This is a genomic window from Mycobacterium sp. Marseille-P9652 (assembly GCF_902652685.1).
In the GTDB taxonomy this organism is placed as follows: Bacteria; Actinomycetota; Actinomycetes; order Mycobacteriales; family Mycobacteriaceae; genus Mycobacterium.
This window is the reverse complement of the sequence record NZ_CACRUY010000012.1, coordinates 60,769-72,534: the sequence shown is the minus strand read 5'-3', so window position 1 is coordinate 72,534 and position 11,766 is coordinate 60,769. Positions and strand designations below refer to the sequence as shown.

Sequence of the window (11,766 nt, the reverse complement as noted above, 5' to 3'; positions counted from 1 at the left end):
GAAAGGTGGCGCTCGAAGCGTACTCAACCCCGGGAGGTGGTGCCATTTCGCGCCGGGACGTCAGCGCGGTTGTTCGGAAACTCCCAGTTGACGCGCCACGCTCGCCGCGTCCCAGTACTCGCGAGCGCGCCGGATCTTGCCGTCCTCGATCTCGCACACGAAGCACACCGCGAGCTCGAACATGGCCGTGGTGGGCTCGGCGCCGGAGATGTCGATGCCGTGCAGGCCCCAGTCCTTTTCGAACGTCGTCACCTCGCCGGCCGTCGGGACCGTGGTCACATACTCCACGCAGGCCTGGGTGTCCGTGGCGAAAAGGTGCGTGAGCCTCTTGTGACTGTTGCGGGAATAGGCCAGGCGAGCAAGGTTTTCCATGTCCTCACGGCCGTGCCATGTGACGCCGGTGGGCATTTCGACGATCTCGACGTCGTCGGCCATGAAGTCGAGCGCGCCCATGTCCTGGCGGTTGTGGGCGTCCAACCACGCTTGGATCAGTTCGATGTTGGCCCGTGCCGCGTCCATGCCGGTTCCCGACCGGTCAGCTGTTGCGCCGGATCTTGAGCGCGGTCGTGATCATCGGAATCTGCAGCGGCAGCCGCGCCAGCGCGGCGATGCGCATCGGCCAGGGCTTGTCCCACCACAGCCGCACCATGTTCACGTTCGCCGGGAAGACGCCGACGAACAGCGCGACGGCGGCCAGCGCGGCCAGGCGCCGCGTGGGGCGGGGCACCAGCAGCGCCCCGATCGCCACCTCGGCGACCCCGGAGGCGTAGGTGTAGAACCGCGGACTTCCGGGCAGTTCGGCGGGGACGATCGTGTCGAAGGGCTTAGGTGCCAGGAAGTGCACGGTGCCGATGCCCACCAGCATCGCCGCGACCCGGTACGCGGCTGTCTGGGTGGTGTCAGGCTGCACGAGGGGGGTGGTGGTCATTGCGCGAGCGTAACGCCGCGGCGCCAGCCCGTCGGATGTGGTGCCACGGCGTTACGCTCGAGGCGTTTCGTGTAAACTCAGGCCGTCAAATCGCGCACAGCCCACACGACAGTTCGAGGTACACACATGGCTACACCCGTGATCGTCGGAGCCGTCCGCACGGCGATCGGCCGCTCGTTCAAGGGGACGCTGGTCAACACCCCGCCCGAGACGCTGATCACCGCCGTGCTTCCGGAGGTGGTGCGTAGGTCGGGCGTGGATCCGTCCGCCATCGACGACATCATCTTCGCCGAATCACATTACGGCGGAGGCGATCTGGCGCGTTACGCGGCGACCGCCACCGGCCTGGAGGACATCCCCGGTCAGTCGGTGAACCGCCACTGCGCCGGGAGCCTCACCGCCATCGGCAACGCGGCGGCGCAGATCGGATCCGGGATGGAGCGCGTGCTGATCGCCGGCGGCGTGCAGTCGCTGTCGATGACGCCGCTGACCAACTGGCGCATCCCGGGCCCCGAGCTGAAGTTCCAGGAGCAGTGGATGCCACCGACTCACGTCGAGACCCCCGACGCCCCGGCGCGGGACATGTCGATCACGGTGGGCTGGAACACCGCGCAGGCCGTCGGCATCACGCGCGAAGAGATGGACGCCTGGGCGGCGCGGTCGCATCAGCGGGCGATCGCCGCCATGGATGCGGGCAAGTTCGTCGACGAGATCCTCCCGCTGAAGATCACCCAGCTCGACGGCTCGGTGACCGAGTTCTCGGTCGACGAGCATCCGCGCCGCGACACCACCGTGGAGAAACTTGCCGGTCTCAAGGTGCTGCATCCCGAGATCGAGGGCTTCTCCATCACGGCGGGCAACAGCAGCGGCACCAACGACGCCGCGGCGGCGGTCGCGCTCGTCGACCGCGAATACGCCGACGCCGAGAAGCTCAACGTGATGGGCACGGTCAGGGCGTGGGCGGCGGCGGGCGTCCCGGCGCGCGACTGTGGTCTGGGCGCGGTCAAGGTCATCGGCAAGGTGCTTCAGCGGGCGGGCCTGTCGCCTCAGGACGTTGCGCTGTGGGAGATCAACGAGGCGTTCGCCTCGGTGCCGATCGCGGCCTGCCGGGAGTACGCGCTCGACGAGGAGAGGGTCAACTTCTCCGGGAGCGGTTGCAGCCTCGGGCATCCGATCGCCGCCTCGGGCGCGCGCATGGTCACCACTCTGGTTTACGAGCTGGCTAGGCGCGGTGGCGGCATCGGCGTCGCGGCCATGTGCGCCGGCGGCGGCCAGGGCGGCGCGGTAGTCGTCGAGGTCTAGTTGCAGAACGTGTAGCCGATGAACTGGGCGTCACGGGCGTTGCCGCCCGAGTAATTGGCGAAGTGCACGGCCGGCATCCCGTTGTACTGCGTGTTCATCTTCTGGGCCGTGGGCGGGGGCGGGCCCTTGGGGAACGCCAGGATCATGTCGGCGAAGATCTTCAGTCCGGGCTGGCAGATCGCGTCGGCCCGCGGCGGCTGGGCGTTCCACGCGTGCACCACGACGGGGCTGGTCAGTTGGTAGCCCGCCGCGCAGTTCGGGTCGCAGATCTTGAATACGGCGTTGCCCGTCCCGTCCGCCCCCTGCGGTCCCCACGAACTCCACGACATGTCTTGCAGCGCAACGGCAACGCTGGCGCAGCCGAGGACGTTCAGGCGCTTCGGGCGTTCGATCGGCGGGACCGAGGGGTTGTAACAGCCGGGGATGGCGTAGCTCGGCGGCGGCGGGGGTGGCTGGGCGGCCGTCGGAGCGCCGCCGTGGCCGTGCACCAGCTTGACGGCCAAGACCGTGATCCCGCCAATCACGACCACCGCCAGAAGGGCGCTGATCGCGAGCAGGCGCCCGCGGGGAAGATGCCGGAACCGGCTCACCGAGTTCCTGGAAAGGATGTCGCCGTCGCCCCCACTCACATCCAACAGGTTTACCTGTTGTCGCGAGAATTCACCTGCGGGGGTGGCATCTGACGGCCCGTGATGGGAAGGTAAGTTGGCCAAACTACCAAGATATCCGGGATTGGGACATGCGATGAACGATGACGAACTGGCCGCGCGGTTGGCCACCGAGGCGGGCCAATTGCTGCTCGGGGTGCGCGCGGAGTTCGCCGACTCCGACGCGAGTGAGCGGAAAGCGGCGGGGGACAAGCGATCCCATGACTTCCTCATGGAGGCGCTGGGCGCCGAGCGGCCCGACGACGCGGTGTTGTCCGAGGAGGGCGCCGACGATCCCGTGCGCCTGCGCTCGGAGCGGGTCTGGATCGTCGATCCGCTGGACGGGACGAGGGAGTTCTCCGAGCTCGGCCGCGAGGACTGGGCGGTGCACGTCGCCCTGTGGCAGGCGGGGGAGCTGGTGGCGGGCGCCGTCGCGCTGCCCGCGCAGGGCGTCACGCTGGCCACCCCGCGCGTCGCGCCGCCCCCTGTAGCGCCCGACAAGCCGCGGATCGTGGTCTCCCGGACCCGCCCGCCCGCGATCGCGCTGTCCGTGCGAGACGCGCTGGACGGCATCCTGGTGGAATTGGGTTCGGCCGGAGCCAAGGTGGCGTCGATCGTCCAGGGCCGCTCGGATGTCTACGTGCATGCCGGCGGCCAGTACGAGTGGGATTCGGCCGCACCCGTCGCGGTGGCCCGCGCCGCGGGCCTGCACACGTCGCGCATCGACGGGTCCGACCTGCTCTACAACCAGCCGGACCCGAAGTTGCCGGACCTGGTGGTCTGCCGGCCCGAGCTGGCGGAGGCGGTGCTGGCCGTCACTGCCCGCTGACCGCGCCGAACGTCGAGTTGATGCGCCATTCGCGACGGAATCCCGCAACGACTCGACGCTCGACCTCAGGGCACTAGTTTCGCCGGCCCCGCCGCCGCCCACCGCCCATCGCCTCCTCGTTCCACTCCCTCTCGATTCGCCCGATCTCGAGCGAAAGCAGAACGAGTGTCGTGTTTTCGCAATGCAATTCACACGCGGTGCGATACTCCGCAGCCTCGCCGGTGGTGGGCAGGTGGGGGCGTAGCCCCTCGAACCACTCGTCGCCGACCACGTTGGGCGGGTCGCCCTGGCGCGACCCCTGGGCCCACTGCTGGTAGGCGTCCCGGGCGTTGGCCAGGCCCGCCCGCCAGCGCTGGATGGTTTCGTAGCGTTGAGCCTGCAGGCTCATACTGACCTGATGCTTGTGGTCGGTGCTGCCCATCATCCGTGGCAGCACCGTGTCGGTGATCGAACGCGCCACACCGGCAACGCCGACGGCCGACGCGCCCACCACCATGCCGGCGAGGCCCATCATCGCACCGTTCATGCCCCGATCGTCGCATCCCGAAGCGGCCGGTGGCCAGAGAGGGAAGTTACCGGGCCCGACGAAAGGAGAGCGACCCGTGCGCATTGACACTCACCATCACGCCATCCCGGGCTTCTACCGGGACGCGTTGCGCAAGAGTGGGATTGAGGAGGGCGGCGGCCGAAAGTTGCCGGAGTGGAGCCCAGAGGCGTCACTGGCGGCTATGGGCCAGCTGGACGTCGACACCGCCATCCTGTCGGTGTCGACTCCTGGCACCGCCTTCTTGTCCGAGCGCGCCGACGCCGTCGCGCTCGCACGCGACGTGAACGACTACCTCGCGACACTGGTGTCGCGCCAAGCAGGACGGTTCGGGTTCTTCGCAACGATCCCCATGCCGCATGTCGCGGCGTCCGTCGACGAAGTCGCCAGGTCCCTCGACGACCTGCAGGCGGACGGCGTGGTGCTGTTCGCCAACAGCGCCGGCACCTACCTCGGCCAGCCCGGACAGGACGACCTGTTCGCCGCGCTGGACGCCCGCTCGGCGGTGGCGTTCATCCATCCCGCCGAACTGCCCGGGCCCCCGGCCGACGGCGTACCGCCCTTCGCCGCCGACTTCCTGCTCGACACCACCCGCGCCGCGTATCTGCTTGTGCGCAATGGCGTTTGCCGCGCCTATCCGAACATCAAGTTCATCCTCAGTCATGCCGGCGGCTTCGTGCCGTATGCCTCGCACCGCATGGCGGTCGCCATCATGGGCGACACGGGCCGCAGCCTGGTCGACAGCCTCGATGATTTTGCGGGCTTCTACTTCGACACCGCGTTGTCCTCGAGCGCCGCGGCGCTGCCCAGCCTGCTTGCCTTCGCCAAGCCCGGACACGTCACCTTCGGTTCCGACTGGCCCTTCGCGCCGATCGCCGCCGGCAAACTCTTCGCCGCCGGCCTCGAGGCTTACGCGGGGCTTGACGACGACCAACGCGCGGGCATCGAGCGCTCCAACGCGCTCGCGCTGTTTCCCCGCCTCGGGGCGGCCCCGGGCCCGGCCTCGGCCTCGGGGGTCGACTGGGCACGGCACACGATCAGCCGGGCCGTCATGCGCGGCGTCGTACGGCTGATCAACACGCGCTGACCGGGGTCAGCGCCGCCGCGCCTGTTGCCACGCCACGACGCGCTTGGCCAGTTCGGGCCCGGCGTCCTCCTGGATGAAGTGACCGGCGTTGATGCGCGCGTGCGGTTGGCCCGCCGCGCCGGGGATGTGCCGGATCAGGGAGCGGTCGGCCTTGCCGAGGATCGGGTCGCGGTAGCCGAAAATGGTCAGAAAGGGCTTGTCCCACTCGGCGAGGGCTTTCCACGCGGCCCGGTTGGCGGGGACGGCCGGGTCGTCCGGCGAGGTCGGCACCAGCATCGGGAACGCCCGCGCTCCGGCCTGGTAAGTCTTGTCGGGAAACGGCGCGTCGTAGCCGGCCCGGATCTTCGGCGGGACGCGGTGAACGGTGGCCGTGGCCACGAGGCGGCCGGCGGGCAGCACCGGGGAATAGCGCGCGAACGCCCGCCACACGTAGAAGGCGGGGGACATGGGGCGGTGCGCCGTGGGCAGCGCGCCGTTGGCCACCACCAGCCGCGCGATGCGATCACCCTGTTCGGCGGCGATGCGCAGGCCGATGAGGGATCCCCAGTCCTGCACGAACAGCGTGACGTCCCTGAGGTTGAGGCGCTCGAACCACGACGTCACCCACTCGACGTGCCGCAGGTAGGTGTAGTCCTGGATGCGCGTCGGCTTGTCGGAGCGCCCGAAGCCGATGAGGTCGGGCGCGAGCACGCGGTTTCCCGCGTCGGCTAGGGGCGGGATCATCGTGCGGTACAGATAGCTCCACGTCGGCTCGCCGTGCAGCAGCACGATCGGCGGCCCTTCGATCGGCCCCTCGTCGAGGTAGTGCATGCGCAGGGGCCGGGTGTCGCTCGCCGACACGTCAACATAGTTCGCTACGAACGGGTAGTCCTCGAGGTTTTCGAACCGGGAGTCTGGAGTTCGCAGCACATCCATATCAGCTCCTTCGACGAGCGGGCGCCTCTGCAAGCCTCTCTCCCCGCGGGCATTTCGTCTAGTGGGAGATTTCGTCTTGTGGGAGATTTTGAGCCGCCGTTAAACTCGTTTACTCATGGCGATTCGCCGCGCTGTCCTGCTCATAGCCGACATCAGTGGATACACGCACTACATGAGCTGGAACCGGACGCACCTGGCCCACGCGCAGATGACGGTGGCGGGGTTGCTGGAGGCCGTCATCGACAGCGCGAAAGGTCTCAAGCTCGCCAAGCTGGAGGGCGACGCGGCGTTCTTCTGGGCACCCGACGGCGATGCGAAAGTGCTGGTCTGCGAGCGGCTGTCGCGGATGCGGCAGTCCTTCCTCAAGCGGAGGGAACGCTTCAAGACAGACATCGCGTGCGAATGCGCGAGTTGCTCGCAGCTGGACAGCCTCTCGCTGAAATTCGTCGTGCACCAGGGCGAGGTGGCCGAGCAACGGGTGAAGCGCCACGTCGAACTCGCCGGTGTCGACGTCATTTTGGTGCACCGCATGCTGAAAAACACCGTTCCGGTGGTCGAATACGTGCTCATGACCGACCCCGTGGTTGCCTGCCTGGAGGAATCGATGCGCGGCCAGTGCATGCCGCTGGTCCACCACTTCGAGGGCATCGGGGAAACGTCGACGCACTACATCGACCTCTCGTTATCCGAAATTCCGGCGGCTCCGCCCGCGCCCAGCTTCCTGCGCCGGCTGGGCATGACGACCAAGCTGGAGCTGAACACTCTGCCCTACCTGATGCGCATCAAGGAACCGGCCGAGGGATTCCGCAACCTCGGGCGTCGCGCCGAGGTCGGCGGCTGACGTCCCTACCGCGCCCGCGCGAGCGCCCGGCCCATGCGCGAGACGGCCTCGTCCAGAATCGCGCGGGAGGTCGCGAAGTTCAGCCGGACATGGCCGGCCCCGCCGGCCCCGAACACGTGGCCGGAACTCAGCGCGACGCGGGCGTGGTCCAGGAACCAGCGCGCCGGCCCCGAGAGGTCGGCGACCACGGCGAGGCCGTCCGCGGCGTCCTCCGCGATGCCCAGGTCCCGGCAGTCCAGCCACGCGAGATAGGTGCCCTGCGGCCGTTGACATTTCACCCCGGGCAGGTGCCGGTCGACCAGGTCGCCCAGTAGAGTTCGATTCTCGTCGAGCCCGTGTAGCAGCGCGTCGAGCCAGTCGTCGCCGGTCGTGAACGCCTCGGCGTGCGCGATGATGCCGAGGTGGCTCGGGCCGTGGCTCACCTCCTCGGGCATCCGGCGCAGGTCGGCGGCCGCCTCCGGCCCGGCGATGGCGAGCGCCGCCTTGATGCCCGAGAGGTTCCACGCCTTGGAGGCCGACATCAGCGCGAAGGCATCCTCCCCGCCGGGCACGGTCAGGTAGGGGACGAACCGCGCCCCGGGCAGGACGACCGGCGCGTGGATCTCGTCGGAGACCACCCGCACACCGAAGCGGCGGGCCAGCGCCGCGACGGCGCGCAACTCGTCGACGGTGTGCACCGACCCGGTGGGGTTGTGCGGATTGCACAACAGGTAGGCCACCTTGGCGGCCGACGCACTGGCCCGCGTGAAGGCCTCCTCGAGGGCGTCCAGGTCGATGCGACCGTCCGCGCTGAGCGGCGCCTCGACCACGCGGCGGCCGTCGTGCGACACGAACGCGTAAAACGGCGCGTAGACGGGCGGGTTGACGACGACGGCGTCACCGCGGTCGGTCACCAGCCGCAGCGTCTCGACGACACCGAGCATGACGTCCGGGACGATCGCGGTGCGGGCCACTTCGAGGTCGTGCCACTGCCACCGCCGGGACGCGAACCCGGCGACCGCCTCGGCCAAAGCGGTGCCGCACGGGTAGCCGGTGTCGCCCAGATCGATTGCCCTGCGCAGGCATTCGGCGATCGTGGGGGCGAGCATGACGTCCATCTCGGCCACCCACAGCGGCAACACGTCGTCGGGATGGGCGCGCCACTTCATGCTGGTGCGCTGCCGGAGTTGCTGCAGCGACAGTTCCTCGAGGGGATTAAACGTCACCTGAGCAGATTAGGGGACATCACGTGGCGAACGCGTGCTTCGGGATCGTCAGCGGGAGATCAACGGAACTCAGCAGTCCCGATTCGGCGGCAACGACATACGGCACGGCGTTGACGACGCGCATCGCGGTCGCAACCATCGCGCCCGCGCCGGAGGTCATCCCCGCGACCCCGGCCTTCCGCGGGTCCTTCAGCGTCGCCGCCAGCGTGCAGTCGATGTCGGGGTCGCCGGTGATCACCACGCGGTAGGACAGGTCGCCGACCCCCATCGGCCAGTCGGGCGCGACGTCGTGCGCGAGCCGGGTGACGTGTTCGATCACGATGGCCTCCCGTCCGTCGACCACACCGATCGCCTTCATGCGCAGCGCGCCGCAGGTTCCGGCCTCGACCGTGCCCATCGCGACGTTCAACGTGCGGTTGGTGACCGCGCGGTCGAAGCTCTCGCGGACCTCTTGGATCTCCACTCCGAGCGCGTCGGCGATCAGCCGGAGCTGTCCCTGCCACTCCCCGGCGATCGCCCCGGGAAAGCCGATCCAGGGTTGATATTCGAGCGGACGGCCGAAGCCCAACGCGTCGCTCATGATGTCCGGGACGCCGTAATCGTCGTACAGCCCGATCTCGAACGAATGGATCTTTTCGATCGACGACGACTGGGTGGACAGCACGAGCGGTAGGTAGTCGGCGGCGAAGCCCGGTTCGATCCCGGATGCATACAGCGATGCCTGCCCCTGCTTGGCCGCGGCGACGAGTTGATCGCGCCATTCCGCGGGTTCGTAGGCGTGCGGATTGACCAACCGAGTCGTGCTCGTCGTGACGACGTTGATGCCCGCCTCGAGCAGTCGGACGTAGTCGGGGATGGCCAGTGCGTCGCGCTCCGGACCGCTTGCGGCGTAGACGACGCAGTCGGGTTTCAGGGCGACCAGCGCGTCCGCATCGGTGGTGGCGGCCAGGCCGATGGGCTCGCCGTTGGCTAGCTCGCCTGCGTCCTTGCCATCCTTTTCGGGGGAGTGCACCCACACGCCGACCAGTTCCAGGTCGGGTCGGTGCGCAATAGTGCGGATGGCGATCGACCCGATGCCGCCCGTCGCCCACACCACCACGCGATGAGTCGTCATCGTGCTTCTCCTCGGGTAGGTCGCGAACACCATGAAAGCCGATCCGGCCGTTGCCCTTCCGTCGCCGGACGAATCTGGTCGCGGCTTGACGGTCGATTCGGAAGCTACAGCCGCGACGGCGCGCGGTCAAGGGTTTAAGAAAGCGCGCACTATCTTGGCGAACAAATCTTAGGTTAGGCTGACGGGCACCCGTGGCGCGCTCGGGCCGCGGGTGTGGCCGGCGACGGGATCGGGAAGGAAGGCGCCTCCATGACGAGTGCGAATGCGGCCGATGTCTACTACGACCCGTTCGATTTCGACATCGACGACGATCCGTATCCCATCTGGAAGAGGCTGCGCGACGAGGCGCCGCTGTATCACAACGAGAAGTACAACTTCTACGCGCTGAGCCGCTACGAGGACGTGTCGCCGGGGTTGATGAACTTCGACGACTTCAGGTCGGGCCGCGGCACGACCATGGACATCATCATGAGCGGTATCGAGGTTCCGCCCGGGGTCATTCTTTTCGAGGACCCGCCGATACACGACCTGCACCGCCGTTTGCTGTCAAGGGTTTTCACCCCGCGGCGCATGGAGGCGATCGAGCCGCTGACCCGGGCGTTCTGCGTGCGTGCGCTCGACCCCCTGGTCGGCTCGGGCAGGTTCGACTTCATCGAGAACCTCGGGGCAATGGTTCCGATGCGCACCATCGGTTATTTGCTGGGAATCCCCGAGGACGGCCAAGAGGCGATCCGCGACCGCGGCGGCCGCCACCTCACCCTCTCCGAAGGTGCGTTCCGGCCGGTCGCGGAGGACCTGTTCGAGCGGAGCTATGAGGTGTTCGCGGACTACATCGATTGGCGGGTGGACCATCCGGCGGACGACCTGATGACCCAGCTGCTCAACGCCGAGGTCGAAGAGGGCGGGTCGACGCGGCGCCTGGAGCGCACCGAGGTGCTCATGTACACCAGCATGATCGCCGGCGCGGGTAACGAGACGACCACGCGCCTGATCGGTTTCATCGGTCAGCTGTTGGCCGAGCATCCCGATCAGCGGCGGCAGGTTGTGGCCGATCCCTCGTTGATTCCGGCCGCCATCGAGGAGGTGTTGCGCTACGAGGCGCCCTCGCCGGTGCAGGCACGCTACGTCGCGCGGGACGTCCAGTGCCGAGGGGCCACGGTTCCCGAGGGCTCGATCATGTTGCTGCTCAACGGGTCCGCCAATCGCGACGAGCGTCGCTATCCCGACGGCGAGAAGTTCGACATCCGCCGCGGCGACACGCACCTAAGCTTCGGCCACGGGCTGCACTTCTGCATGGGTTCCGCCCTGGCGCGCATGCAGGCACGGGTGGCGCTCGAGGAAGTGCTCAAGCGTTGGCCGGACTGGGAGGTCGACTACGCCAACGCGCGCAAGGCGCACACCTCGAGCGTGCGCGGCTGGGCGAAGCTCCCCGTCTTCACGTGATTTTCTGCGGCCGAGCGTCGAGTTGTTGCGCCAGACCCGCGATTTGAGCGCAACAGCTCGACGTTCGGCGCCTACGGTGGCTGGTTGGGTACGCCGGGGAACAGTTGTTGCGTCGGCCCCGCGGTCACCCACCCGCCGAGCTTCGTAACCAGGTGGGGCGCGAAAACCGAGGCATAGAGCACGTTTCCGACGACGACGACCGCGATGACCGACAGTACTGAGGATTGCAGCGGTGTCCTGGCCCTCCTGTCCGCCAACATCTCGATGACATTGCGTCCCTGCGCGTCGGTCCGGCCGAGCAGGTACGTGAAGACCATCATCTGGATGGCCATCGCGAGGGAGTCGTAAAGCGGGTACTGGTGCACGGTCCCCTCGCGGATCGCGAGCCCGGGGATCACCCGGCCGTAATAGAAGACGCCCAGCTTCGCGCCCAGGAACCCGTTGAAGAAGAGTGCCCAGCAGAAGCCGACGATGAGACCGACCACCAACAACGTCGGGGGGCTGCGCCACCCGAACCGCGCGCTCAGCCATCTTCCGAGCGCTGTTCCCGTCACCGCCGGCAGCACGAAGTAGGAGATGTAGCCGACGGGAACGAACAAGGGGAGCCCGCCCCAGGTCACGTTCAGGGGCCACCACGACGGCATGCGGGGAATGGCCGGCGGAAACTGCGCGTACATCGCCCAGTCGTAGGGCGCCTCGATCCACGAGAACGACATCGCCGAGATGCACAGCAGCAGCAGGGGATGCAGGTGGCGCCGGCGAACGCTCAGGTACACGCCCAGGGCGGTGAACCCGATCCCCCCGATGAGCGCGAAGTCGCTGGCCGCCCGCATCACGGGCGTCATCTGGGAGCTCACCGGCGCTCTCCCGGGCTCCGGCGTGCCTGCGGGTCGAAGCGCAGCACCAACCCG

13 protein-coding genes are annotated in these 11,766 nt (G+C 68.2%); 5 read left to right on the top strand and 8 right to left on the bottom strand.

What is annotated here, in order from left to right; all coding sequences use genetic code 11:
• Positions 1-60: 60 nt before the first annotated feature.
• Together GPY60_RS09655 and GPY60_RS09650 are read right to left on the bottom strand one after the other, a co-directional pair.
• Complete coding sequence (locus tag GPY60_RS09655) at positions 61-519, bottom strand: nuclear transport factor 2 family protein (protein WP_156687436.1); 459 nt, start codon at positions 517-519, stop codon at positions 61-63.
• 16 nt (positions 520-535) lie between these two features.
• Complete coding sequence (locus GPY60_RS09650) at positions 536-928, bottom strand: DoxX family protein (RefSeq protein ID WP_156687435.1); 393 nt, start codon at positions 926-928, stop codon at positions 536-538.
• A 126-nt stretch (positions 929-1,054) separates the two neighbouring features.
• On the opposite strand from GPY60_RS09650, the gene GPY60_RS09645 reads away from it, so the two are divergent.
• Positions 1,055-2,230, top strand: a complete 1,176-nt coding sequence (locus tag GPY60_RS09645; RefSeq protein WP_156687434.1) for a thiolase family protein — start codon at positions 1,055-1,057, stop codon at positions 2,228-2,230.
• Here GPY60_RS09645 and GPY60_RS09640 read toward each other — a convergent pair.
• Positions 2,227-2,778: a hypothetical protein gene (locus tag GPY60_RS09640; RefSeq protein WP_156687470.1), complete on the bottom strand. Its 552-nt coding sequence runs from the start codon at positions 2,776-2,778 to the stop codon at positions 2,227-2,229. The two genes, GPY60_RS09645 and GPY60_RS09640, sit on opposite strands and share 4 nt — an antisense overlap.
• A gap of 196 nt (positions 2,779-2,974) precedes the next feature.
• On the opposite strand from GPY60_RS09640, the gene GPY60_RS09635 reads away from it, so the two are divergent.
• Positions 2,975-3,706: a 3'(2'),5'-bisphosphate nucleotidase CysQ gene (locus GPY60_RS09635; protein ID WP_156687433.1), complete on the top strand. Its 732-nt coding sequence runs from the start codon at positions 2,975-2,977 to the stop codon at positions 3,704-3,706.
• 73 nt (positions 3,707-3,779) lie between these two features.
• Here the strand turns inward: GPY60_RS09635 and GPY60_RS09630 are convergent, their stop codons facing one another.
• Positions 3,780-4,232, bottom strand: a complete 453-nt coding sequence (locus tag GPY60_RS09630) for a hypothetical protein (RefSeq protein WP_156687432.1) — start codon at positions 4,230-4,232, stop codon at positions 3,780-3,782.
• Between the two features lie 76 nt (positions 4,233-4,308).
• Here GPY60_RS09630 and GPY60_RS09625 point away from each other — a divergent pair, with 76 nt between their 5' ends.
• The gene (locus tag GPY60_RS09625) at positions 4,309-5,337 is read left to right on the top strand and encodes an amidohydrolase family protein (RefSeq protein ID WP_231639527.1); all 1,029 of its coding nucleotides are present in this window, start codon (positions 4,309-4,311) and stop codon (positions 5,335-5,337) included.
• 6 nt (positions 5,338-5,343) lie between these two features.
• On the opposite strand, the gene GPY60_RS09620 is transcribed toward GPY60_RS09625, so the two are convergent.
• A complete protein-coding gene (locus GPY60_RS09620; RefSeq protein ID WP_156687430.1) occupies positions 5,344-6,252 on the bottom strand; it encodes a haloalkane dehalogenase in 909 nt (302 codons plus the stop codon).
• Positions 6,253-6,367: 115 nt separating this feature from the next.
• Here GPY60_RS09620 and GPY60_RS09615 point away from each other — a divergent pair, with 115 nt between their 5' ends.
• Positions 6,368-7,093: a DUF2652 domain-containing protein gene (locus tag GPY60_RS09615; protein ID WP_156687429.1), complete on the top strand. Its 726-nt coding sequence runs from the start codon at positions 6,368-6,370 to the stop codon at positions 7,091-7,093.
• Between the two features lie 5 nt (positions 7,094-7,098).
• Here GPY60_RS09615 and GPY60_RS09610 read toward each other — a convergent pair whose 3' ends face one another.
• Positions 7,099-8,241: a MalY/PatB family protein gene (locus GPY60_RS09610; RefSeq protein WP_370462683.1), complete on the bottom strand. Its 1,143-nt coding sequence runs from the start codon at positions 8,239-8,241 to the stop codon at positions 7,099-7,101.
• 76 nt (positions 8,242-8,317) lie between these two features.
• Positions 8,318-9,412, bottom strand: a complete 1,095-nt coding sequence (locus GPY60_RS09605; protein ID WP_156687427.1) for an NAD(P)H-dependent amine dehydrogenase family protein — start codon at positions 9,410-9,412, stop codon at positions 8,318-8,320.
• Between the two features lie 249 nt (positions 9,413-9,661).
• On the opposite strand from GPY60_RS09605, the gene GPY60_RS09600 reads away from it, so the two are divergent.
• Positions 9,662-10,855 carry a cytochrome P450 gene (locus GPY60_RS09600; RefSeq protein WP_156687426.1) on the top strand — a complete coding sequence of 398 codons (1,194 nt, stop codon included), beginning with the start codon at positions 9,662-9,664 and terminating at the stop codon, positions 10,853-10,855.
• 71 nt (positions 10,856-10,926) lie between these two features.
• Here the strand turns inward: GPY60_RS09600 and GPY60_RS09595 are convergent, their stop codons facing one another.
• Positions 10,927-11,712, bottom strand: coding sequence for a spirocyclase AveC family protein (locus GPY60_RS09595; protein ID WP_156687425.1), 786 nt, complete (start codon positions 11,710-11,712; stop codon positions 10,927-10,929).
• Positions 11,713-11,766: the final 54 nt, after the last annotated feature.

What these genes read in the sequence shown, in the direction of transcription:
- GPY60_RS09655 (WP_156687436.1), bottom strand. Translation starts at nt 519, where the DNA reads ATGGACGCGGCACGGGCCAACATCGAACTGATCCAAGCGTGGTTGGAC.
- GPY60_RS09650 (WP_156687435.1), bottom strand. Translation starts at nt 928, where the DNA reads ATGACCACCACCCCCCTCGTGCAGCCTGACACCACCCAGACAGCCGCG.
- GPY60_RS09645 (WP_156687434.1), top strand. Translation starts at nt 1,055, where the DNA reads ATGGCTACACCCGTGATCGTCGGAGCCGTCCGCACGGCGATCGGCCGC.
- GPY60_RS09635 (WP_156687433.1), top strand. Translation starts at nt 2,975, where the DNA reads ATGAACGATGACGAACTGGCCGCGCGGTTGGCCACCGAGGCGGGCCAA.
- GPY60_RS09630 (WP_156687432.1), bottom strand. Translation starts at nt 4,232, where the DNA reads ATGAACGGTGCGATGATGGGCCTCGCCGGCATGGTGGTGGGCGCGTCG.
- GPY60_RS09620 (WP_156687430.1), bottom strand. Translation starts at nt 6,252, where the DNA reads ATGGATGTGCTGCGAACTCCAGACTCCCGGTTCGAAAACCTCGAGGAC.
- GPY60_RS09615 (WP_156687429.1), top strand. Translation starts at nt 6,368, where the DNA reads ATGGCGATTCGCCGCGCTGTCCTGCTCATAGCCGACATCAGTGGATAC.
- GPY60_RS09610 (WP_370462683.1), bottom strand. Translation starts at nt 8,241, where the DNA reads ATGAAGTGGCGCGCCCATCCCGACGACGTGTTGCCGCTGTGGGTGGCC.
- GPY60_RS09605 (WP_156687427.1), bottom strand. Translation starts at nt 9,412, where the DNA reads ATGACGACTCATCGCGTGGTGGTGTGGGCGACGGGCGGCATCGGGTCG.
- GPY60_RS09600 (WP_156687426.1), top strand. Translation starts at nt 9,662, where the DNA reads ATGACGAGTGCGAATGCGGCCGATGTCTACTACGACCCGTTCGATTTC.